The organism is Bradyrhizobium sp. WSM4872 (assembly GCF_055811715.1).
Genome location: NZ_JBVVPT010000011.1, coordinates 27,530 through 48,881, shown reverse-complemented (window position 1 = coordinate 48,881; position 21,352 = coordinate 27,530). Strand labels below are relative to the sequence as shown.

Annotated in this window: 17 protein-coding genes; 8 read left to right on the top strand and 9 right to left on the bottom strand. The window is 64.5% G+C overall.

All coding sequences use genetic code 11. The features are described 5' to 3' along the window. Positions 1-32 precede the first annotated feature (32 nt). A complete protein-coding gene (tarD, locus tag AC0L3C_RS17225; RefSeq protein WP_473263046.1) occupies positions 33-1,202 on the top strand; it encodes a D(-)-tartrate dehydratase in 1,170 nt (389 codons plus the stop codon). A 220-nt stretch (positions 1,203-1,422) separates the two neighbouring features. Here tarD and AC0L3C_RS17220 read toward each other — a convergent pair whose 3' ends face one another. The 3 genes from AC0L3C_RS17220 to AC0L3C_RS17210 all read right to left on the bottom strand — a co-directional run bounded on the left by AC0L3C_RS17220 (position 1,423) and on the right by AC0L3C_RS17210 (position 5,021). Continuing rightward, positions 1,423-2,775, bottom strand: a complete 1,353-nt coding sequence (locus tag AC0L3C_RS17220) for a malonyl-CoA decarboxylase (RefSeq protein ID WP_473408543.1) — start codon at positions 2,773-2,775, stop codon at positions 1,423-1,425. 227 nt (positions 2,776-3,002) lie between these two features. Further along, complete coding sequence (locus AC0L3C_RS17215; protein ID WP_473408542.1) at positions 3,003-4,019, bottom strand: methyltransferase; 1,017 nt, start codon at positions 4,017-4,019, stop codon at positions 3,003-3,005. 21 nt (positions 4,020-4,040) lie between these two features. Continuing rightward, complete coding sequence (locus AC0L3C_RS17210) at positions 4,041-5,021, bottom strand: Bug family tripartite tricarboxylate transporter substrate binding protein (RefSeq protein ID WP_473408541.1); 981 nt, start codon at positions 5,019-5,021, stop codon at positions 4,041-4,043. A 166-nt stretch (positions 5,022-5,187) separates the two neighbouring features. Between AC0L3C_RS17210 and AC0L3C_RS17205 the strand changes: the two genes are divergently transcribed. After that, a complete protein-coding gene (locus AC0L3C_RS17205) occupies positions 5,188-6,729 on the top strand; it encodes a winged helix-turn-helix domain-containing protein (RefSeq protein WP_473408540.1) in 1,542 nt (513 codons plus the stop codon). A gap of 94 nt (positions 6,730-6,823) precedes the next feature. On the opposite strand, the gene AC0L3C_RS17200 is transcribed toward AC0L3C_RS17205, so the two are convergent. After that, complete coding sequence (locus tag AC0L3C_RS17200) at positions 6,824-7,624, bottom strand: AraC family transcriptional regulator (RefSeq protein ID WP_473408539.1); 801 nt, start codon at positions 7,622-7,624, stop codon at positions 6,824-6,826. A 60-nt stretch (positions 7,625-7,684) separates the two neighbouring features. On the opposite strand from AC0L3C_RS17200, the gene AC0L3C_RS17195 reads away from it, so the two are divergent. The 3 genes from AC0L3C_RS17195 to AC0L3C_RS17185 all read left to right on the top strand — a co-directional run bounded on the left by AC0L3C_RS17195 (position 7,685) and on the right by AC0L3C_RS17185 (position 11,631). Next, the gene (locus AC0L3C_RS17195) at positions 7,685-8,857 is read left to right on the top strand and encodes an MFS transporter (protein WP_473279320.1); all 1,173 of its coding nucleotides are present in this window, start codon (positions 7,685-7,687) and stop codon (positions 8,855-8,857) included. Positions 8,858-9,121: 264 nt separating this feature from the next. Then, the gene (locus AC0L3C_RS17190) at positions 9,122-9,346 is read left to right on the top strand and encodes a hypothetical protein (protein ID WP_473279319.1); all 225 of its coding nucleotides are present in this window, start codon (positions 9,122-9,124) and stop codon (positions 9,344-9,346) included. A gap of 17 nt (positions 9,347-9,363) precedes the next feature. Continuing rightward, the gene (locus tag AC0L3C_RS17185; protein ID WP_473408538.1) at positions 9,364-11,631 is read left to right on the top strand and encodes a cation:proton antiporter domain-containing protein; all 2,268 of its coding nucleotides are present in this window, start codon (positions 9,364-9,366) and stop codon (positions 11,629-11,631) included. On the opposite strand, the gene AC0L3C_RS17180 is transcribed toward AC0L3C_RS17185, so the two are convergent. Together AC0L3C_RS17180 and AC0L3C_RS17175 are read right to left on the bottom strand one after the other, a co-directional pair. Further along, positions 11,628-14,786, bottom strand: coding sequence for an efflux RND transporter permease subunit (locus tag AC0L3C_RS17180; RefSeq protein WP_473408537.1), 3,159 nt, complete (start codon positions 14,784-14,786; stop codon positions 11,628-11,630). The genes AC0L3C_RS17185 and AC0L3C_RS17180 overlap by 4 nt on opposite strands. A gap of 16 nt (positions 14,787-14,802) precedes the next feature. Next, positions 14,803-15,996, bottom strand: a complete 1,194-nt coding sequence (locus AC0L3C_RS17175) for an efflux RND transporter periplasmic adaptor subunit (RefSeq protein WP_473408536.1) — start codon at positions 15,994-15,996, stop codon at positions 14,803-14,805. Between the two features lie 73 nt (positions 15,997-16,069). Here AC0L3C_RS17175 and AC0L3C_RS17170 point away from each other — a divergent pair, with 73 nt between their 5' ends. From AC0L3C_RS17170 to AC0L3C_RS17160, 3 genes are read left to right on the top strand one after another with little or no spacing between them, the layout of a single operon-like run. After that, positions 16,070-16,249: a hypothetical protein gene (locus tag AC0L3C_RS17170; RefSeq protein ID WP_473263034.1), complete on the top strand. Its 180-nt coding sequence runs from the start codon at positions 16,070-16,072 to the stop codon at positions 16,247-16,249. A 1-nt stretch (position 16,250) separates the two neighbouring features. Then, on the top strand, positions 16,251-17,054 hold the full coding sequence (locus AC0L3C_RS17165) for an ABC transporter substrate-binding protein (RefSeq protein WP_473263033.1): 804 nt from the start codon (positions 16,251-16,253) through the stop codon (positions 17,052-17,054). 16 nt (positions 17,055-17,070) lie between these two features. Beyond that, a complete protein-coding gene (locus AC0L3C_RS17160; protein WP_473263031.1) occupies positions 17,071-17,589 on the top strand; it encodes a GNAT family N-acetyltransferase in 519 nt (172 codons plus the stop codon). A 196-nt stretch (positions 17,590-17,785) separates the two neighbouring features. Here the strand turns inward: AC0L3C_RS17160 and AC0L3C_RS17155 are convergent, their stop codons facing one another. The 3 genes from AC0L3C_RS17155 to AC0L3C_RS17145 form a co-directional block, all read right to left on the bottom strand. Then, a complete protein-coding gene (locus tag AC0L3C_RS17155; protein WP_473279314.1) occupies positions 17,786-18,856 on the bottom strand; it encodes a hypothetical protein in 1,071 nt (356 codons plus the stop codon). Between the two features lie 41 nt (positions 18,857-18,897). Further along, on the bottom strand, positions 18,898-19,347 hold the full coding sequence (locus AC0L3C_RS17150; RefSeq protein WP_473263029.1) for a cupin domain-containing protein: 450 nt from the start codon (positions 19,345-19,347) through the stop codon (positions 18,898-18,900). 77 nt (positions 19,348-19,424) lie between these two features. After that, positions 19,425-21,266 (bottom strand): ATP-binding protein, encoded by a 1,842-nt coding sequence (locus AC0L3C_RS17145; protein ID WP_473279313.1) that lies wholly within the window; start codon positions 21,264-21,266, stop codon positions 19,425-19,427. Positions 21,267-21,352 lie beyond the last annotated feature (86 nt).

Here is a 21,352-nt window from a genome sequence, read left to right as displayed (position 1 = left end):
TCGCCCCGGAATGACCGAAGGAGCCAAACCCCATGTCCGTCCGCATCGTCGACGTCCGCGAGATCACGAAGCCGATCTCTTCGCCGATCCGCAACGCCTATATCGATTTCACCAAGATGACGACGAGCCTGGTTGCCGTCGTCACCGATGTCGTGCGCGACGGCAAGCGCGTCGTCGGCTACGGCTTCAACTCCAACGGTCGCTACGGGCAGGGCGGCCTGATCCGCGAGCGCTTTGCCTCGCGCATCCTGGAGGCCGATCCGAAATCGCTGCTGAACGCTTCCGGCGACAATCTCGACCCCGACAAGGTCTGGGGCGCGATGATGACCAACGAGAAGCCGGGCGGCCACGGCGAGCGCTCCGTCGCGGTCGGCACCATCGACATGGCGGTGTGGGATGCCGTGGCGAAAATCGCAGGCCAACCGCTGTTTCGCCTGCTGGCTGAGCGTCATGGCGTCAAAGCCAATCCGCGCGTGTTCGTCTACGCCGCCGGCGGCTATTATTATCCCGGCAAGGACCTCTCGATGCTGCGCGGCGAGATGCGCGGCTATCTCGATCGCGGCTACAACGTCGTGAAGATGAAGATCGGCGGCGCTGACATCGGGGACGATCGCACCCGCATCGAGGCGGTGCTCAAGGAGATCGGCAAGGACGCGCAGCTCGCGGTCGACGCCAACGGCCGCTTCGATCTCGAGACCGGGATCGCCTATGCCAAGATGCTGCGGGATTATCCCTTGTTCTGGTACGAGGAGGTCGGCGATCCCCTCGACTACGCGCTGCAGGCAGCCCTCGCCGAATTCTATCCGGGCCCGATGGCCACAGGCGAAAACCTGTTCAGCCACCAGGACGCCCGCAATCTGATCCGCTATGGCGGCATGCGGCCGGACCGCGACTGGCTGCAATTCGACTGCGCGCTGTCCTACGGCCTGTGCGAATACCAGCGCACGCTTGAAGTGTTGAAAACTCACGGCTGGTCGCCGAGCCGCTGCATCCCCCACGGCGGCCACCAGATGTCGCTCAACATCGCAGCCGGCTTGGGCCTCGGCGGCAACGAGAGCTACCCCGACCTGTTCCAGCCCTATGGCGGCTTCCCCGACGGCGTCCGCGTCGAGAACGGCCACATCACCATGCCGGAGCTGTCAGGCATCGGCTTCGAAGGCAAGTCGGATCTCTACAAGGAGATGAAGGCGCTGGCGGAGTAATTCACGCGGCTGCGGCGGCATGCGCCGTTGCGATAGTCGCGCGCCCCCTCAACGTCGTCCTGGCGAAAGCCAGGACCCATTACCCCAAGAGGGAGTTAGCGCGCAGACTAGCAATCGCTTGCTTGAACAACGCAAGGCGCAGTCTTCGCCAAACAGGCGGCGGTGGTAATGGGTCCTGGCTTTCGCCAGGACGACGATGGAATACGAAGCGAGTGCGTCTCTACGACAGCCGCATATCCAGCAGCCGCCGCCCTTCGCCCTTCAAGAGCTTCTTCACCGCGCTGGAGGCCACGACCTCGCCGTCATTGGCGTAGGCTTCGTGGTTCTTCTCGATGTCGTCGAGGCGGTAGAGGTAGTTGACCATCACGCCGGCGGACTCGCGCACGCCCTTGGGCGAGAGATCCCCTAACCAGTTGATGCGCTCGAGGCGGGCGCCGTTGCCGAGATGGAAGCGCGCGACGGAGTCGATCAGCTTGCCCTTCGGCGTGCGCGCCTTGAGGAAGTAGTGCGCCGCGAGCGGTTCGATCACGCCACGCAGCAGCGTCGTGGTCTCGGGGTTCTCGAACCATTTGGGATCGTCGAGGCGCTTCAGGATCTCGCGGTCTTCGTCCGACAGCGGCAAATCCTTGTCCTGCTTCACCCAAGGCATGAAGCCCGGCACCGGCGACAGCGTCACGAAATTGTCGAGCTTGGGCAATTCGCGGCGCAGCTCCTCCACCACCTGCTTGATCAGGAAGCTGCCGAAGGAGATGCCGCCGAGACCGCGCTGGGTGTTGGAGATCGAGTAGAACACGGCGGTGCGGGCGCGCTCGATCGGGACGGAGGGGCGATCGACCGCGAGCAGCGGCGCGATCGCGCCGGGGATCGTCTCGGTCAGCGCCACCTCGACGAAGATCAGGGGCTCGTCGACCATGGCGGGATGGAAGAAGGCGTAGCAGCGGCGGTCGACCGGATCGATGCGGCGGCGCAGATCGTCCCAGTCGCTGATCTCGTGCACGGCCTCGTAACGGATGATCTTTTCGAGGATGTTGGCCGGCGTCGACCAGTCGATCCTGCGCAGCACGAGAAACCCCCTGTTGAACCATGACGAGAGAAGATGCGAAACGTCGCGATCGAGCGCGGCGAGATCGGCGTGCCCGTTCATCATCTCGAGCAGATCGGCGCGCATCTTGACGAGATCGCCGGTGCCGCCCGGCGCGCGGTTGAGGCGGCGGATCAGCTCCTGCCGGCGCGGCTCGGAGGCGAAGTGCAGGGCGCTGGCATCCTCGTCGGCCGGCTTGGCGCGCCATGTCTCGATCGCCTTGGACAGGCGTTCCCGATCCGGGCCGAAATCGCGCACCAGGGCTTCGAAAAAGGCGCGACGTCCCGCCGCATCCAGGTCCTGGTAGATGTCGAGCACCTCACGCGCCATGGCGGTGCCCGACGCTTCACCCCGGCCCGACAGCAGCGCGCCGCAGAGCTCGATGAGCCCATCGGCGTCCGGCTTGGTGTCGGCAGAATCCCCGCGGCGAAGCAGCGTGCGGCCGCGCTCGGAGATGGTGGTGAGCAGGTCGGAGAAGAAGGCGTTGGCCATCGGGGCTTTCGTCTCAGGTTTGTGCGGTGCGGGAATCTTACACGGGATTTGGGCGGAAGCCGATCACAATCAAGCGGGGATTTTGGCAAGTTTAGCGGGGGCGTGCGTTTCGAGAATGCTGTCATGCCCGGCGAAGGCGGGACTTCGAGTACGCCGCGGCCAGCGTGCCGCGGGTGGCGGCCGGGGCGTCCATGATCCCGGCCCTTCCTGCCAGAGCGACAGCCTGCTCAGTGACCGGATTTCCTGAATTGGACCAAGCTGAAGGAGCCGATCCCGGTCGTCCGGACGAAAGCGAAGCCGACCGAGTCCGCCAGCTTGCGATACTCGGCTTCCGTCCGCTCGCAACCGCCCGGTCCTCGCAGCATGTTGAGGTCGCTCATGACACAGGAGCGATCCTCGGGCGCCGTCGTGGCGCGCTCCGGCATGATCCGCTCGATCACGATCAATGTCCCGTGGGACGGCAGCGCGTTCCGGCAATTGTGCAGGATAATCCGGCAACGGTCCTCATTCCAATTGTGGAGAATGCTCTTCATCACGATTGTGTCGGCGCCCCCCGGAATTTCTTCAAAGAAGCTGCCGGCGACGAATCGGCTGCGGCGGGCAATACCGAGCCGATCGAAATGTGCGCGCGCATCTGCCTCGCAACGCGCAAGATCAAGGACGACGCCCTCAAGACGCGGGTTGTGCTGAACTAAGGCGCCGATCAATTCGCCGGTGCCGCCGCCGACATCCATGACGAGGCGCGCAGCTGCGAAATCGTGGGCCGCAACGATCTTCGGAACCATGGACCGCGTGAGGCTGACCATCGCAGCGTTGAACCGGCGGCTTGATTCCGGCGTATTGCCCGTGGCCGCATAACGGTCGTCGCCTTCTCCGCGCAGCTGAGTCGCGGTCTTTCCGGAGCGAACCGAATCGACCAGTCCACTCCAGGACTGCGCGAGCACCTCTCCCTCAAAGAGAACCCAGTCCTTGAAGGATGGGTCGGCCGTCTCGCCGAGCTGGAGGCCGAGATCGGTCATGGCAAACCGGTCGTGGTCTGCCTGCCTACAAAGACCAAGTGTGGTCAGACCAACGAGCAGTCTGCGCAGAGCCCCCTCGTCGGTGGACACCAGCCGGGCAAGCTCAGCCACCGATTTCGCCTCGCCTCCGACGGCCTCAGCGAGATTGAGCTTTGCCGCAGCATAGATCACCGCGGTGATGCGATGCGACTGCACGAGATCAAGGACGGACGCTGGCCGGCTCATCTGTTGCCTCCATTGCTGCGCTCAATCGGTCGGGACAAACCCTGTTTCCTGCACGATGGCCTTCCATCGCTCGGATTCGGATGCGATCAGCCGGGCGAATTCGTCCATCGCGATCACATCGGGCTCGATGGCCAGCTTTGCCATGCCGGCCCTGACCTCGTCGGTGCGAACGGCCGCTTGGATCGCGGCACTGAGCTTATCGACAATCGGTGCCGGCGTCTTCGCCGGAACGAAAAACGCAAACCATGTGAGGTCCTCGAGCGTCGGGTATCCCGCTTCCCGCATCGTCGGTACCGCCGGAACGAATGGGCTTCGGCGCGGCCCCGTGGTCGCCAGCGCACGAAGATCTCCGGATTGGACAAGTCCGAGCGAGCTGCCGATCGGCATAACGGTCGCTGCAATCACTCCCTTGACCAGATCCTGAATCGCGCCACCGCCCTGATATGGCACGTGAAGAAAATCGAAGCCCGCGCTGCGGCCCAGCATCGTACCGAGAAAATGGAGCGGGGTTCCGGCGCCCGGCGTGCCAAACGTGGCAAGCTTCGGATTGGCGCGGCACCAGGCCACGAAATCCGCCAGCGTCTTGACGTCGGCGGGAACTATCGGGCCGACTGTCAGCAATGTGGGGGTAGAGGCGACGGTCGACACCGGCGTGAAATCACGCGGCTGGTACCTCAGCGTCTTGTAGACGTGTGGAAAGAACATCATGAAGCCGAGCGGCGACAACAACATAGCCGATCCGTCGGCATCAGCGTTCTTCACCGCCTCCACCGCGATGCGACCCGCTGCGCCCGGCCGGGGCTCGACCACGATGGTGTCCGCATAGCCCTTCATCTGTCCGGCCACCAACCGCGCCATGGCGTCCTGCAGCCCGGGCGAGAAGCCCGTCAGAATGTGCACGGTTTTTGAGAGCGGCTGTGCGAGCGCGCCCGGCACGAGACAGGAGGGGGAGCTCGCCACACAGACCGCCGATGCGGCCAATACGGTACGACGCGTGATCATCCCCTGTCCTCCCTCATCCATTTGGGTCACCGAACGGGTACTACCGCCGGATGTATCACATGAAGGATGAACGGGCTTGGTCGCCGGCTTACATTTTCCTTACCGGCAGCTTATTCTTGCGCACCGCACGGATGTCGACGCCGGACGGCGGTCTCGGGGAAGTCGCTTGCGTTATTTCTTCAACGATTTTTCACTCGACACTGAGCGGCGCGAGCTTTGTCGCGGGCTGGAGGTCATCGCCATCGCGCCGCAGGTGTTCGACCTGCTCGGCTATCTGATTGGCAACCGCGAGCGTGTCGTCAGCAAGGACGACCTGATCCGCGCCATCTGGCATGGTCGCGCCGTCTCCGAGGTTGCCCTGACCACGCGACTCAATGCGGCGCGCAAGGCGATCAGCGATTCCGGAGACGCGCAGCGCCTGATCAAGACCTTTCCTCGCAAGGGCGTCCGCTTCGTCGCGGAGGTGCGCGAAGTGCCAGCGACTGCGGGCTTGCCGAGCCCCGCCGCAGGCAAGCCGTCGCTCGTGGTTCTGCCTTTTGCCAATCTGAGCCCCGATCCCGCCCAGGACTATTTCGTCGACGGCGTGACCGAGAGCCTGACCACGGATCTGTCGCGAATGGCCGGAATCTTCGTGATCGGCCGCAACACCGCCTTCAGCTACAAGGGTATGCCTGTCGATCGGAAGCAGCTCGGCCGCGAGCTCGGCATTCGCTACGTGCTCGAGGGCTCGGTGCAGCGGGCCGGAAGCCGGATGCGCATCAACGTCCAGCTCATCGACCCCGAGACCGGAAACCATTTGTGGGGCGAACGTTTCGACAAGCAGGTGGCAGATCTTTTCGACATGCAGGACGAAATCGGTGCGCGTCTCGCCAATCAATTGGGAACCGAGCTCGTCAGGGTAGAGGCACGGCGCGCTGCGCGTGCGCCACATCCAGACTCGACCGACCTATATTTCCAGGGCATGGCGTATCTGAATCGCGGAACGGATCCCACGAGCCTGTCGCAGGCTCGCCCGTTCTTCGAACAAGCGCTCCTGCTGGACGCCACAAACGTCGAAGCCATGGTGGGGATCACAGACGTCGATACCATGCGGGCGACCTCCATGCTGATCGACCGGACGGCGCCTCTGCAACTGGTGGAAACATCCTTGACCAGAATACTTGCCAACACGCCCAATCACGCGAGGGCGCATTGCCTGATGGGCGTCGTCCAGATTTTCACAAACCGCGCTGCCCAGGGCATCGCCGAGTGCGAGCGGGCGTTGGTGCTGGACCGGAATCTGGCCACGGCCCATGCGTGGATCGGACTTGGCAAGTGCAATCTGGGCCGAGCCGAAGAGACCGAAGCCCACGTCATGGAGGCATTCCGGCTCTCTCCCCGCGATAATAAGGCCTGTTCCTGGATGAATACGGCAGGCGTCGCGCAATCATATCTCGGCGCCGACGAGGCTGCCGTTCGCTGGTTCAAGCGATCGATCGAGACCAACCGTAATATTGCGCCCTTTGTTCATTTCTATCTCGCCGCCGGGCAGGCGCATCTCGGTGAGATCAAGGAAGCGCAGATCCGTGTCCGGGCGGGACTGACGCTCGCTCCGGGCTTCAGCATCGCCCGATTCCGCGCCAGTTCGCCAACGGATCATCCGACCTGTCTTGCGCAGCGAGTTCGCATTGCGGAGGGCTTACGCAAGGCAGGACTTCCTGAAGAATAGATCTTGCCCAGCTTGTGGAGGCCTAAGGGCCGGCGCGCCGTCGCGACATTCTGGCGTAACGCCGCGCAAGCTGACCGGCCGCTCGCATCTGTAGTCATGCTTTTTTCGCAAACTCCGTCGGCGTTCGCCCCGTCACCTGGCGGAACGCGGCCGAAAACGCCGGCACGCTGGCATAGCCGAGCTGGGTCGCGAGCTGCTTGACCGACACATTGCCATCGGTCGACAGCCGCTGGATCGCCGCCGCGATTCTCGCGCGCTGGCACCAGCTCTTGAAGCTCAGCTGCGTCTCTGTCGAGAATAGCCGCGACAGTGTGCGCGCGGAGGTTCCGACCTCGCGCGCCAGCGCGTCGATGTCGTGCAGGCCGGTGGGATCGTCGAGCACGATCATGGCCGCGCGCCGGCAGCGCGGCTCGTGCGGCAGCGGCACGAAGGTCGCGGAATCCTCGGCCTGGACCAGTTCCAGCATCACCAGGCGAACCAGCAGATCGGTCCGCTCCTCGGTATTGCGCGCGTCGAACAGCGCGAGGATCGCCTGGTTCAGCAGCGGCGACACGCGCACCACGAATTCCTTGGTCAGTCCCTCATGGCGCTGCTCGCGCTTCAGCCAGGCGAGGTCGAAATACAGCGTGCGCATCTCGATGTCGGCAAGCAGATCGATGGCGTGCTGGAGCCCGGCCGGCACCCACACCGCGCGGTCCGGCGGCACCAGCCAGCGTCCCCCGGGCGTCGTCACCTGCATGGTGCCTTTGGCGGCATAGATTAGCTGCGCCTCGCGGTGCAGATGGAGATCGATCCGCATGCCCTTGGGGTAGTCGCGCGCGACCAGATGCACGCCCGCGGGCGAGCGATGATTGCTCCGGACTGCCCGGAGGATTGGCGTCTCGACGACAGTCATTGGCAGCATCCCGTCATGCCCAAGACATATAACTCATTTCGAAGCAGGAGAGGATTCGGAATGAACAGCCCCAGCCGGGTGATCAGTTTCGTCAACGCCGGCCATTTCATCGACCATTACGCAATGCTGATTTTCGCCGCCGCGGTGATCATCATGGGACCGGCGCTCGGCATGGCCTATTCGGAACTCTTGCCTTACGCGACGCCCGGCTTCGTCGCCTTCGGCGCGGGCTCGCTGCTCACCGGCTGGCTCGGCGACCGCTGGAGCCGCCGCCACATGATGCTGATCTTCTTCGTCGGCATCGGCGCCGCCATGATCTCGGTCGGCTTCGTGCAGACGCAGGCGCAGCTCGGCGCGGCGCTGTTCGCGATCGGCATTTTTGCCTCGATCTATCATCCCGTCGGCACCGCCATGATCGTCTCCTATGCTGACAGGCTCGGCCGCGAGATGGGCATCAACGGCGTCTGGGGCAATCTCGGCGTCGCATCGTCGGCGCTGGTCACCGGCGTGATCGGCCAGTATCTCGGCTGGCGCTTCGCCTTCATCGTCCCTGGCATCGTCACCATCCTGATCGGCATCGCGTTTGCGATGATGGTCGTGCACGAGGACCGCAAGGGCTCGAAGCAGGCGGCAGCGCAGGCGCGGGTCGCCAAGCACGACATGTGGCGCGTGATCCTGTCGCTGCTGATCGTGGTGATCGCGATCTCGACGACCTTCAATGCCGTCACCGTGGCGCTGCCAAAGCTGTTCGCCGAGCGGCTTGCCGATCTCACCAAAAGCCCGGCGCTGCTCGGCGTCATCGCCGCCTGCGTCTATGTGTTCGGCGCGATGACGCAGTACACGATCGGCCGGCTGCTCGACCGCTATTCGCTGAAGACGGTGGCGCTGCCGCTGTCCTTCATGCTGGCGCCGTTCCTGTATCTGGCCGCGAGCCTGTCCAATCTGCCGCTGATCCTGGTCTCGATCGGCATCGTCATGGGCGCGTTCGGGCAGGTCACGGTCAACGACGCCATGGTCGGCAAATACACCAGCGAGGAATGGCGCTCGCGCGCCTATGCCGTGCGCTATTTCATCGGCTTCACCGCCGCCGGCGCCTCGGTCGGCCTGGTCGCCTGGCTCTACGAGCAGGGCGGCTTCGTCACCATGCTGCACGCCTTCGCCGCACTCTGCCTGCTCGCGATCGCAGCGGCGATCATTCTGCCTCGCGAGATCAGGACACCGCAGGCGGTGTGAGGGATCGGCGTGAGGCGCGCGGCTGCCTCCACGTCGTGGGGTTGCGAGGCCCCCCCCCCCACCCAACAAGGTTGGGGGGGGGGGGCGGGGTTTGGGGGGGGGGGGCGCGCGCGCCCGGGGGGGGGGGGGCGGCCCCCCGGTCGTCTTGGCGCGCGCCGCCATCAAAGCTATATTTTTTCGGGGGTGGTACGGTGTTTTCCTTGGCTGCGCGCGAAATGACGGGGGATGAGGAGGCACCCTGCGCACACCACCCACGATGCCATCATGCCAGTGTTTTGCCCGACGGAGCAAGCATTTTCGGCAAAGACGAAACTTGATTTCGGCAAAGACAAAATTTTATCCAGCCTTTTCAACCTCATCCCTACTGTGCATGGGGTTGTTTTCGCGTTTTTTGGTGTTGCCCCCTTAACCGGCCGCGAACTCAAGGAACTCCGGTTGCCTGCCGCGGGTTCTATCCCCGTCATCCCGGCACCTCGCCGGGGCAGATGAAGGGGGAAAATTCCTGCATGCAGTGGAGCCTGCTCCGACCGGTCGGCCTTGTCGCCGCAGCTCTTGTCCTCACCACTGTTGCGGCCAGTGCCGAGGGCGGCAAATCGGCCGGTCCGTCCGAATTCCTGTTGGTGGCGCAGATCGTGCTGTTGATCGCGGTCGGCCGCGGTCTTGGCGAGATCATGCAGCGCCTCGGCCAGCCCTCGGTGATCGGCGAACTGCTCGCCGGCATCCTGCTCGGTCCGTCGCTGTTCGGTTGGGTCTGGCCTGACGCGCAGCACGCGATCTTCCCCAAGACGCCCGAGCAGAAAGCGATGATCGACGGCATCGCGCAGTTCGGCATCCTGCTGCTGTTGCTGCTGACCGGCATGGAGACCGACCTCAAGCTGGTCAGGAAGGTCGGCAAGGCCGCGATCGCGATCTCGATCGCCGGCATCCTCGTGCCCTTCGCCTGCGGTTTTGCACTCGGCGAGTTCCTGCCGGATACGCTGCTGCCGAATCCGCAAGCCCGCCTGGTTGCGTCGCTGTTCATGGGCACGGCGCTGTCGATCTCCTCCGTGAAGATCGTCGCGGTGGTGGTGCGCGAGATGAACTTCATGCGCCGCAATGTCGGCCAGATCATCGTCGCCACCGCCGTCATCGACGACACCATCGGCTGGATCATCATCGCCGTCATCTTCAGCCTGGCCTCGCACGGTACGCTGGATATCGCCTCGGTGGCGAAAGCCGTGCTCGGCACGCTGGCCTTCCTCGCCATCAGCTTCACCATCGGCCGCCGCCTGGCATTCCAGCTCATTCGGTGGGCCAACGACACTCTCGTCAGCACCGCGCCGGTCATCACGGTGATCCTGCTGATGATGTGCGCCATGGCGCTGATCACGCATCTGATCGGCGTGCATACCGTGCTCGGCGCATTCGTCGCCGGCATTCTGGTCGGAGAGTCCCCGATCCTGACGCGGCAGATCGACGAGCGCCTGCGCGGATTGATCTCGAGCTTCTTCATGCCGGTGTTCTTCGGTCTCGCCGGCTTGAGCGCCGACCTCACGGTGCTGCGCGATCCCCATTTGCTGATGCTCACCGGCCTGCTGGTCGTGATCGCCAGCGTCGGCAAGTTCGGGGGCGCCTTCGTCGGCGGAACCGTGGGCGGGCTGAACACACGGGAGTCGCTGGCACTCGCAAGCGGGATGAACGCGCGCGGCTCGACCGAGGTGATCATCGCCACCATCGGTCTTTCGATCGGCGTGCTCAGCCAGAACCTGTTCACGATGATCGTGACCATGGCGATCGTGACCACGATGGCCATGCCGCCGATGCTGCGCGCGGCGCTGGCGAAGCTGCCGATGAACAAGGAGGAGAGGGAGCGCCTGGAGCGCGAAGAGTTCGAGAGGCGCGGCTTCGTCGCCAATCTCGAACGTCCCTTGCTCGCGGTGGACGAGAGCGTCAATGCCAGCTTCGCCGCCCACATCGCCGGCCTGATCGCCGGCATGCGCGGCCTGCCGATCACCGTGCTGCACATCGGCAAGCGCGCCAAGGAGCAGGAGAAGGGTCGCGACGAAGAGGAAAGCCCCGAAGCGGTGGTGAAGAAAGCCGCCGAAGCGGTATCAGCGAGCGGCGACCAGGATGTCCGCGATGTCGATGTCACGACGCGGGCCCGCAAATCCGGGCTCGGTGAGACGATCGGAGACGAAGCGAAGAAGGGCTTCGATCTTCTTGTCGTCGGCATCGACAAGGTCGTGGCCACCAAGGATCGATTCGACCGGAGGATCGAGGACATCGCAGCGGAGTTCGAAGGACCGCTCGCGATCGTGGCGGCCAAGGGCAAGCACCTGAAGCAGCCGATGCCCGAGGCGCTCAACATCCTCGTTCCGGTCTCCGGCAGCGGCGTCTCCAAGCGCGGCGCCGAGGTCGCGGTCGCGCTGGCGCAGGCGGGATCAGGCTCGCTTCGGGTGATCTATGTCGCGACGACGCGCGACAGGGGCGCGCAGCGCGGCGCCTCGCGTGGTCTGAGCCAGGAGGCCGGCATCCTGAAGGACGCCAGCGATCTCGCCGCCCGCTACGAGGTCGACATCACCACGACCTTGCGCGCGAACCGGGCGCCTGAAGCGGCGATCCTGCGCGAGATCGAGACCACCGACGTCGATCTCGTGGTGATGGGCGTCGATCGCATCCAGGCCGACCACCTCTCCTTCGGCGGCGTCGCCGACGCCGTGCTCAGGCAGGCGAAGGTCTCGGTGCTCCTGGTCTCGAGCGGCGAGGCGCGGCCGACGTCCACGGAGAAAGCCTAGGACTTCACCTCGGCCACCGCCACCGCCTTCGGCGTCTTCTTCGACGCACGCCAGTTCTCGAAGCGCTGCACCACCACGAAGAACGCCGGCACGAACAGCACCGCAAGGCAGGTCGAGGCCAGCATGCCCGAGAACACGGTGATGCCGATCGACTTGCGCGCGCTGGCGCCGGCGCCGGTCGCGATCACCAGCGGCACCACGCCGAGGATGAAGGCGAACGACGTCATCAGGATCGGGCGGAAGCGGGCGCGCGCCGCCTCGATCGCACTTTCCAGCACCGGCTTGCCGTCGCGGCCGTGCAGCTCGAGCCCGACCTCGACGATCAGGATCGCGTTCTTGGCCGACAGCGCGATCAGCAGGATCAGCCCGATCTGGCAATAGAGGTTGTTGTCGATCTTCAGGCCGTTGAGGATCAGCATGGGGCCGAGCAACGACAGCGGCACGGCCAGGATCACCGAGATCGGCGCGTACCAGCTCTCGTATTGGCCGGCGAGCACGAGATAGACCAGCAGCATGGCGAGCCCGAACACCCAGTAGATCTGGTTGGAGACGGCCTTCTCCTGATAGGACATCGCGGTCCATTCGAAGCCCGTGCCCGGCGGCAGCGTCTTGTCCGCGATCTCCTCCATCAATTTCAGCGACTGGCCGGACGAATAGCCCTGCGCCGGCAGGCCGATCACGGTCGAGGAGGGATAGAGATTGTAGAGACTGATCAGCGACGGACCGGTGGCCGGTGTGATCGTGGCGACGGTGCCGATCGGGATCATGTCGCCGTTCGAATTGCGCACCATCATGTTGGCGATATCGCGCTCGGTGACGCGGAAGGCGGGATCGGCTTGGGTGTAGACCTGGAACACGCGGCCGAACTTGTTGAACTGGTTGACATAGGACGAGCCGAGATAGGTCGACAGCGCTGAGAACACCTGGTCCGTTGTGACGTGCAGGGTCTGGGTCTTGATCCGGTCGATCTCGACGTTGAATTGCGGCACCGAGGAACGGAACGAGGACTGGACGCGCTGCAGCGCGCTCTGGCTCTGGCCGTTGCTGACCATCGCGCCCGTGATGGCCTGGAGCTTGGCGAAATCGCTGTTGCCATCGCGCAGCTCGACCTGCATCGAGAAGCCGGCGGCGTTGCCGATGCCCTGGATCGGCGGTGGCGGCAGCACCAGCGTGCGCGCTTCCATGATGGCCGCGAGCTTGTCGTTCAGCCCGTAGACCAGCGAGCGCAGATCCTCGCCCGGTCCTTTGCGCGCGTCCCAGTCCTTCAGGATGATGTAGGCGACGCCCGCGTTGGCAAGGCTGGCGCTGTTGTCGAGCGCGGAGATGCCGGCAATGGTGATGACCTGCTGGACTCCCGGCGTGTCCTTGATCAGCTCGCTCGCTCTGTCGAGCACTTTCTGGGTCCGCCCCAGCGCGGCGCCGTCGGGCAGTTGCACGGCGGCGATCAGATAGCCCTGGTCCTCGATCGGCAGGAAGCCGGTCGGCACCCGCGACAACCCGTAGCCGCCGATCACGATCAGCACCAGTGCGATCGCGACCGAGATCGTGCTGTTCCTGCACAGCACGCCGATCAGGCGGATGTAGCCGCGCTCGACGCGGTTGTAGACCGCGTTGAAGCCGCGATAGAAGAAGTTGCGCTGCTCCGGCGGCACCGTCGGCCGCAGCCACAGTGCGCATTGCGTTGGCTTCAGCGTCGCCGCGTTGATGGCGGACAGAAGCGCGGTCGCCGCGATCACCAGCGCGAATTGCGAATAGATGCGGCCGGTGAGCCCGGCGAGGAACGACGCCGGCAAAAACACCGAGATCAGCACCAGCGTGATGCCGACGATCGGCGCGAACAACTGGTCCATCGCCTTGATCGCGGCGTCGTGGCCGTTCATGCCCTGCTCGATGTTGTGCGCGGCGCCCTCCACCACGACGATGGCGTCGTCGACGACGATGCCGATTGCGAGCACGATCGCGAACAAGGTCGACATGTTGATGGTGAAGCCGAGCGCGGCCATGGCGGCGAACGCCCCGATGATGGTCACCGGCACCGTGGTTGCCGGCACCAGCATCGCGCGCCAGTCCTGCAGGAACACCAGGATCACGACCAGCACCAGCAGGCCGGCCTCGATCAGCGTCATGTAGACCTCGTGCACCGAGGCCTGCACGAATTTGGTGGTGTCAAACGGCGTGTCGTACTTCATGCCCTGCGGGAACGCCTTTGCAAGCTCCGCCATCTTCTTCTCGACGGCCTGCTCGACCTGGAGTGCATTGGCGCCGGGCGACTGGAACACGCCGATGCCGGTGGCCGGCTGCTTGTTGAGCGAGAAGATCTGGCTGTAGGTCTGCGCGCCGAGCTCGACCCAACCGACGTCGCGCACCCGCGTGACGTCGCCGCTGGTGCCCGACTTGACGATGATGTTCTCGAACTCGGTGGTGTCGTCGAGCCTGCCGTTGACGTTGAGTGTATACTGAAACGCCTGACCCGGCGGCGTCGGCGGCGCGCCGACCTGACCGGCGGAGACCTGCTGGCTCTGCTGCTGGATCGCCTGGATGACGTCCTGCGGCACCAGGCCACGGACCTGCAACTTGTTCGGATCGAGCCACACCCGCATCGAATACTGACCGGCGCCGAACACGGTGACGTTGCCGACGCCGGGTAGGCGCGAGAGCTCGTCGCGCAGGTTGATGGTGGCGTAGTTGCTCAGATAAAGGCTGTCGAACGTCTTGTCCGGCGAAGTCAGCGTCACGAACAGCAGGATCGAGGTCGACCGCTTCTGCACGGTGACGCCCTGGTTCTGCACCGACTGCGGCAATTGCGACAGCGCGCTGGAGACGCGGTTCTGCACCAGCACCTGCGCGAAGTTCAGGTCGGTGCCGATCTTGAAGGTCACGGTCAGCGTATAGGTGCCGTCGGAGCCGCTGTAGGACTGCATGTAGAGCATGTCCTCGACGCCGTTGACCTGTTGTTCGATCGGCAAGGCAACCGTGTCGATCACGGTCTTGGCGCTGGCGCCGGGATAGCGCGTGGTGACCTGCACCGTCGGCGGCACCACGTCGGGATATTGCGCGATCGCGAGGTTGAACAGCGCGACGCCGCCGATCAGGATCATCAGCAGTGCGATGACGTTCGAGAGGACCGGCCGCTCGATGAAGAATTTTGAGATCATGGCAGGCGCTCCCTACTTACTTGGCAGACGCCTGCGGCTGCTCGATCTTCGTCACCTGAGGGTCGATCTTCTGGCCCGGAATCACCCGCAGCAGCCCTGCGGTCACCACGCGGTCGTCCGGCTTCAGGCCGCTTTCGATCACGCGCAGGCCGTTGTCGACGGGACCGATCTGCACCTTGCGCTGCTCGACGGTGTCGTCCTTGCCGACCACCAGCAGATAGCGACCGCCCTGATCGCTGCCGAGCGCGGTGTCGGGCACGAGCAGGGCGTCCTTCTCCTGGGTGAAGGGCACGCGAACGCGGACGAAATAGCCGGGCAGCAGCACCCGCTTGTCGTTGGGCACGAGGCCGCGCACAGCGAGCGTGCCGGTCGACGTGTTGATGGTCGGCGCGACATAGTCGAGGTGGCCTTCATGCGGATAGCCGGATTCGGTCTGCAGTCCGATCTGGATCGGGAATTGCTTGAGGTCGGCCGGCGTCAGGCCACGCCGTTGCGCCTCGGCCCGGATTCGCAGCACGTCCTGCTCGTTGACCGTGAAGTTCACCCAGATCGGGTCCATCGCGACGATGGTCGCAAGCTGGGTCGGGGAGGAGACGCCGACCAGCTCGCCGATCGAGACCATATGCGCGCTGACGATGCCGTCGAACGGCGCGCTCACCTTGGTGTAGCCGTAATTGACCTCGGCGAGCCTGGTGTTGGCCTGGGCCTGCTGCAGGTTGGCCTGGGCGTTGTCACGGTTCGATGTCGAAGTGTCCAGGGTCGCCTGCGAGACCGCCTGGCGCTGCACCAGTTCGGCCTGCCGCTTGTAGTCGGCCTCCGCCTGCCGGAGCGAGGCCTGCGCACCGGCTTCGGCCGCTTGCGCCTGTTCGAGCTTGAGCTTGTAGGTTTCGGGCTCGATCGTGAACAGCTGGGTGCCCTGCTTGACGAAGGTGCCGTCCTGGTAGTCGATCGATTGCAGGAAGCCCTGCACGCGCGCGACGAGATCGACGCTCTTGACCGGCGCGGTGTTGCCGGTGGCCTCGACATAGCGCGTCACCGGGCGCTGCACCGGCGTAGCCACGTCCACCTTGGGCGGGGGCGGCGCGACGAAACTGTTCTTGTCCTCGCAGCCGGCGAGCGCGGCGACGGCCATCGCGGCGGCCAGTGCCCGCCCGACATGTCTCCAGGCTCGGTTGCGCCGTGCGGGAGATGCGGGATTCGCGCAGGTCATTCGGTGGCCCCCGGTTACTGTCTGTCGGGGCGGGAGGCTACCAACAAATGCCCGGCCGTGGAACACCATAGCCATGGCAGTCGTCGGCCTTGCACTGCAGATCGCGCTGTGGCCTTTGGCAGTTTTGCCATCACAAACCGCTTTTCATCGCGTGCACGATCGACCAGAATTGAGTCAAGGCCGAGCGACGACGCGCGAAGCAGTCGGGAAGAACAAGAGAAGAATAAAAGAAGAAAAGGTCGGGAGATCATGACATGCCCACGTCTCTTATGTCGGTGCTTGAGTCGGTCCTTGCCGGCCTCGTTCTCGCAGCGGCGGTCGCCATGCCCGCGCTAGCCGATGGTCTGAAGGACGAGATCGCACCGACCGGCAAGCTGCGGGTCGCAATCGCGATCAGCCCGGCGGGCGGCGCGTTCTGGTCCACCAAGACCGAGGCCGGCTATGCCGGCGTTCCCGTCGATCTCGGCAGGGAGATGGCCGCGCAGCTCGGCGTGCCCGTCGAATATGTCGTGCACCAGAATTCCGGCCAGATCACCGATGCCGCCGGCAAAGGCACATGGGACGTCACCTGGCTCCCCAAGGACCCCGAGCGCGAGACCAGGATGATGTTCGGCCCGATCTACGAGGTCGCGGACGCCACCTACATTGTCAAGGCCGGTTCGAGCGTCAGTAACTTTGCCACGCTTGACCAGGTGGGCATCAAGGTCGCGGCCGTCAACGCGACCACCACAATGCGCGGCGCGGTCGCGCATTTGAAAAACGCGAAGGTCACGGGCTACCAGACCTATGACGAGATCTTCGGCCTCCTGAAGAGCGGCGAGATCGATGCCTTCGCGCTGTCGCGCGACCAGCTCAACAAGATGGCGCAGAAGATTCCGGGCACGCGCGTGCTCGACGAGACGTTCAAGAAGACCGTCACCGCGGTCGCTGTGCCGCTCGGCCATCCCCAAGCGCTGACCTTCGCCGCCAAGTTCATGAACGAGGCGGTGACGAACGGCACCTTGCGCAAGGCCTATGACAACAACGGCCTGAAGGATTCGCCTATAAGAACCGAGTAGCGGCGGCAGCGCCTCTATGACAAGAGAGATTGAGATTCGCGCCTTCGCGCCGCCTGATGCCGCTGCCGTGCGCGAGCTGTTCATCCGGGTGAATCGTCTATTGGCTCCGACGCATATGGCGGAGGAGTTTGAACGCTATATCGTCCGCTCGCTCGCCGAAGAGATTGATCGGCTCGCGGATTATTATGCAAGCCGGAACGGCGGTTTCTGGGTCGCCGTTGCCGACGGCGAGATCGTCGGCATGTTCGGTTTGGAGGCCTCAGGCGAGCATGCGATGGAGTTGCGGCGCATGTACGTCGCTCCCGGCTTGCGGCGCCAGGGAATTGCGCGAAAGATGCTGGCGTTCGCGGAGGATGAATGCCGCCGGCGAAATCGGCAGCAACTGCAGCTGAGCACGTCGGAGCTTCAGCGGGACGCGCTGGCTCTGTATCGAAACGCGGGATACCGAAGCGTGCGCGAAGAGATTGCCGATGCCGCCAGCAACAAGACCGTGGGTGGTGGCATTCGTCGCTACCATTTCACCAAGCGCCTTTGATGACCCTTCGGAGCGCTGTGGTGCGGCAGGAGTCTACGTCGCCACGAGCGTTGGATTTTGGGCGAGGCCCATGACAACAATCTCACAAAGAACGCGCCGATCTCGTTGGAGTGGGGCAGGCCCAACGGCTCCGCAGTGCGGATGCCCGCGGGCTGGCGCCTCTCACCCTCGTGCCATGCGGCGAGCAAGCTGCCCCTCAGCGCGGCTTGATCTCCGCATATTTCGCCATCGCCTTCTCGAATTTCCGCTTGAACAGCCACATCGCGCCAAGGATTTCCCGGAAGCTCGCCGAGGTGCGCGCCCGGTCGGCCCGTCCGAATGCGAAGATGCTGTTGTTGCGCAGGTGCTTCATGATGGTCGGACTGGACACCCTGTAGTTCAGGAGATCGACGGACTTGAGCGCCGCCCGCGTCGGCGTGGGAATGATCTGGATCAGCTCGAACAGCTTCATCTGGTCGATCGGGTCGGGCAGCGTCTTCACGATCCCCGGGATCTCCCGGAAAATATCTGCATGCGCGTTCATCAGCCCGTCGCGTACGTTGGTCCAGTGATTGAAGCGATGATCGGTGCCGCGGGCCCGCGCCTCCTCCTTGTCGTCGCGCGCGCTCAAGTCGGGATCGGCCGCCGCGATCTCGCCCTTGATGGCCTCCCATTTCCTGCGGCCGTTGCGATCCTCGGACGGGCCGGTCTGGAAGCTGCCCATATAGGTGTTCGAGCGTCCGTTGCGGACGTTCTGCTTGCCGTTGGTCTCGGCGAAGAACAGCCCGAGGCTGATCCGGCCCGCGGCTTCGGCGTGGCCAGGCGCAAGTCCCTTGGCTCGCGCGATCGCGACCGCGAGATCGACCACGTCCTTGAACGGCGTCGCCGAGTCCTGCGCGCCGGCCGGCGGCGCTTCCATGATGTCGAACAGTTTTGAGTATTCGTCGACCAGCGGCTCGATGTCGGCATCGAAATAGGCCGGTGGTATCTCGAACTTGTTGGGCCTGCCGATCCGCGACGGCATGGCATCGGTGAGATCCTTGTAAGCACTGATCACGGCGACGCGTGCCAGATACAGCGCCTGGCCCGGCAGGTTCGGCAGCGGCTGCTTCGCCTCGATCTGGCGGCGCCGCTCGGAGAGAATGGATTTGAAATCGCCGAGCGCACGCTCGTAGGTCGCAACCGCTTCCGATTGCCTGGCGGTGAGCGTTTGCGCCCGGCTCGGGACGAACGTCGTAAGGAGCAGCCCAAGCGCCCCGATGGCGAGGAGTTGACGTCGTGCAGGCATGGCCAGTTCCCCTAACGATTCGTCGGTCGGGGGATCGTAGCCTAGTCGTTGGCTTCGGGCGGCAGGAAGTCGACCTCGTGCAGCGCCGAGATGCGCACGACCTCGGCCGGGTCGGTCAGGTCATGGAGCTGATTGAACAGCGCCTCCAGCTTCTGCATCGGCGAGACCCAGAACAATGCGCGGGCCGGTTTGTCGGATTTGTTGAAATAGCCGTGCGGGATCCCGCGCGGCAGGCGCACGAGGTCGCCGGCATGGGCCTTCACCCATTTGCCATCGAGCTTTAGGTCGAGCGTGCCTTCCTGCACCAGGATGAATTCGTCCTGGGTCGGATGGATGTGCACCGGCACGAACTGGCCGGGCTCGCTGTTGGTCTCGAACGCGAAGGTGGACTCGGTGACGGCCTTCGGAAAGTAGACCTGGCCGAGGATGTTCCAGGTCTTGCCGCCATAGCCCGTACCGTTCGCGGTGATGCCCTTTTCGAGTGCAGTCATGGCTCGCCTCCAATGGGATTGTAACTGACGTGGAGTGTTGCGCAGCAACCATGCGCTGTCCATGCGCAAGACTCGCACTAACGCCTGTCGCGTTCAGCCGCCTGCCTGCGCAGAAAGCCTTCGAGATCGGCCTGCACGGAATAGGGCGTCGGGATCGGATCGCCCGCGTCGTCGACGGCGGTGTCGAGAGAGCGGCGCAGCATGCGCGCGAGCTCGGCCTTCCGGTAGGGCTTTGTCAGAAGCGGCGCGCCCTTGGTGGCGCGTCCCTGCGCATGCGGGGCGTCGTAGGCATAGCCCGACGTGAACAGCACCCGCAGCGAGGGGCGCGCTGCCACCATCTCGTCGGCGAGCTCTCGTCCATTCAATGTGCCGGCCATCACGATGTCGGTGAAGAGCAGGTCGAAGGGCGTGCCTTCGGCCGAGATGGCGAGTGCCTCGGCCGCATTGGCGGCCGGGATGACCTTGTAGCCGAGGCTTTCGAGCTGGACCGTAACGTACTGGCGGACGTCGCGGTCGTCCTCGACACAGAGGATGGTTTCCGTCCCGCCCACGACCTTGCGCTCGTCATAGCCGGTGGGGCGAAGCGTGCTCGCCTCCGCCTTCGGCAGGTAGATCGTGAAAATGGTGCCGCGTCCTTCTTCGGAAGCGACCTTGATGCCGCCGCCGGACTGCTTGATGAATCCGAATACCATGCTGAGCCCAAGCCCCGTGCCCTTGCCGACGTCCTTGGTCGAGAAGAAGGGATCGAAGATCCGCTCCAGAATGGCCGGCGGAATGCCGGTGCCGGTGTCGGCGATCTCGATCTCGACATAGTCGCCGGCATAGCCGGCTCCGACCGCCACGGCCTCGCGGACGCCGAACACGACGTTGCGCGTCGTCAGCGTCAGTCTGCCGCCGTCCAGCATCGCGTCGCGGGCGTTGATCGCGAGGTTGAGAAGTGCCGAGCTCAATTGGCCGCGGTCGACGAGGGCGAGCCAGACGTTGCCGTCGAGCCGGGTCACGATTTCGATCTTCTTGTCGAAGGTTGCCAGCAGCAGCTTTGCGAGCTCTTCGAGCAGTACGTTGATGTCGCTCTCGGCCGGCTTGAGCGCCTGCTTGCGGGCAAACGACAACAGGCTCGACGTCAGCGCGGCGCCGCGATCGGCGGCGTCGCTGATCAGCTTGGTGATGGTCGCGAGCGGCGGATTGTCCTTCACGGCGTCGGCGAGGATCTCGATCGTGCCCGTGATCACGGTGAGCATGTTGTTGAATTCGTGCGCGATGCCGCCGGTGAGCTGGCCGATCGCTTCCATCTTCTGGGCCTGGATCAGCTGCTCCGCGGCGGCGCGCTTCTGGGTAACGTCCTTGACGAAATTGTTGATGAGAGTGCGCTCCCCGATGCGGAGCGCCGTGCTGGAGGCCTCGATCAGGATCTCGTCGCCGTCCCGGTGCAGCAGGGTCGCTTCGAACCGGATGCCGATCGGCGTATCCGACAATTCCGGCAGCAGCCGCATCATGCGTTGCCTGAAGCCGTCGCGCAGCGGCTCGGCGATGAGGAGGTTGACTACATCGGTGCCGAGTGCCTCCTTGCGCGTCCATCCGGTCAGGGCCTCGGCCTGAAGACTCCATTCCAGCACGATGCCGCTCTGGTCGGTCTGAATGAAGGCGTCGAGCGCGGTCTTGATGACGGCTTGCGTCATCTGTGCGCTGGCCTGCGCCTGCTCGGCCAGTTGCGCGGCGGCACGTTTTTCCTGCGTGTTTTCGATCGCGCGCGTGCACAGACCAGCGAGCAGGACGGCAATGGCGCCGCTTGCTAGCAGGGCGACGATCTGGGCAATGCCGAACCCGGTTCCGGTCGCGGCATAGGAGACAAGGAGAGCCGCCGCGGTCACGATGACCTGCGCGGCCATCGCGAGTGTCAGAAGCCCCCTGAGTTTCATGGTCTCACACCAACGCGTCAGTCGCGGCCCCCCGTGTCCGCCCTGTCAATGTCCGGCTCCACGTCAGCGACAGATGTGAGCTACAG

Coding starts and splice junctions, on each gene's coding strand:
- tarD (WP_473263046.1), top strand. CDS start 33: ATGTCCGTCCGCATCGTCGACGTCCGCGAGATCACGAAGCCGATCTCT.
- AC0L3C_RS17220 (WP_473408543.1), bottom strand. CDS start 2,775: ATGGCCAACGCCTTCTTCTCCGACCTGCTCACCACCATCTCCGAGCGC.
- AC0L3C_RS17215 (WP_473408542.1), bottom strand. CDS start 4,019: ATGAGCCGGCCAGCGTCCGTCCTTGATCTCGTGCAGTCGCATCGCATC.
- AC0L3C_RS17210 (WP_473408541.1), bottom strand. CDS start 5,021: ATGATCACGCGTCGTACCGTATTGGCCGCATCGGCGGTCTGTGTGGCG.
- AC0L3C_RS17200 (WP_473408539.1), bottom strand. CDS start 7,624: ATGACTGTCGTCGAGACGCCAATCCTCCGGGCAGTCCGGAGCAATCAT.
- AC0L3C_RS17195 (WP_473279320.1), top strand. CDS start 7,685: ATGAACAGCCCCAGCCGGGTGATCAGTTTCGTCAACGCCGGCCATTTC.
- AC0L3C_RS17190 (WP_473279319.1), top strand. CDS start 9,122: ATGCCAGTGTTTTGCCCGACGGAGCAAGCATTTTCGGCAAAGACGAAA.
- AC0L3C_RS17185 (WP_473408538.1), top strand. CDS start 9,364: ATGCAGTGGAGCCTGCTCCGACCGGTCGGCCTTGTCGCCGCAGCTCTT.
- AC0L3C_RS17180 (WP_473408537.1), bottom strand. CDS start 14,786: ATGATCTCAAAATTCTTCATCGAGCGGCCGGTCCTCTCGAACGTCATC.
- AC0L3C_RS17175 (WP_473408536.1), bottom strand. CDS start 15,996: ATGACCTGCGCGAATCCCGCATCTCCCGCACGGCGCAACCGAGCCTGG.
- AC0L3C_RS17170 (WP_473263034.1), top strand. CDS start 16,070: ATGGCAGTCGTCGGCCTTGCACTGCAGATCGCGCTGTGGCCTTTGGCA.
- AC0L3C_RS17165 (WP_473263033.1), top strand. CDS start 16,251: ATGCCCACGTCTCTTATGTCGGTGCTTGAGTCGGTCCTTGCCGGCCTC.
- AC0L3C_RS17160 (WP_473263031.1), top strand. CDS start 17,071: ATGACAAGAGAGATTGAGATTCGCGCCTTCGCGCCGCCTGATGCCGCT.
- AC0L3C_RS17155 (WP_473279314.1), bottom strand. CDS start 18,856: ATGCCTGCACGACGTCAACTCCTCGCCATCGGGGCGCTTGGGCTGCTC.
- AC0L3C_RS17150 (WP_473263029.1), bottom strand. CDS start 19,347: ATGACTGCACTCGAAAAGGGCATCACCGCGAACGGTACGGGCTATGGC.
- AC0L3C_RS17145 (WP_473279313.1), bottom strand. CDS start 21,266: ATGAAACTCAGGGGGCTTCTGACACTCGCGATGGCCGCGCAGGTCATC.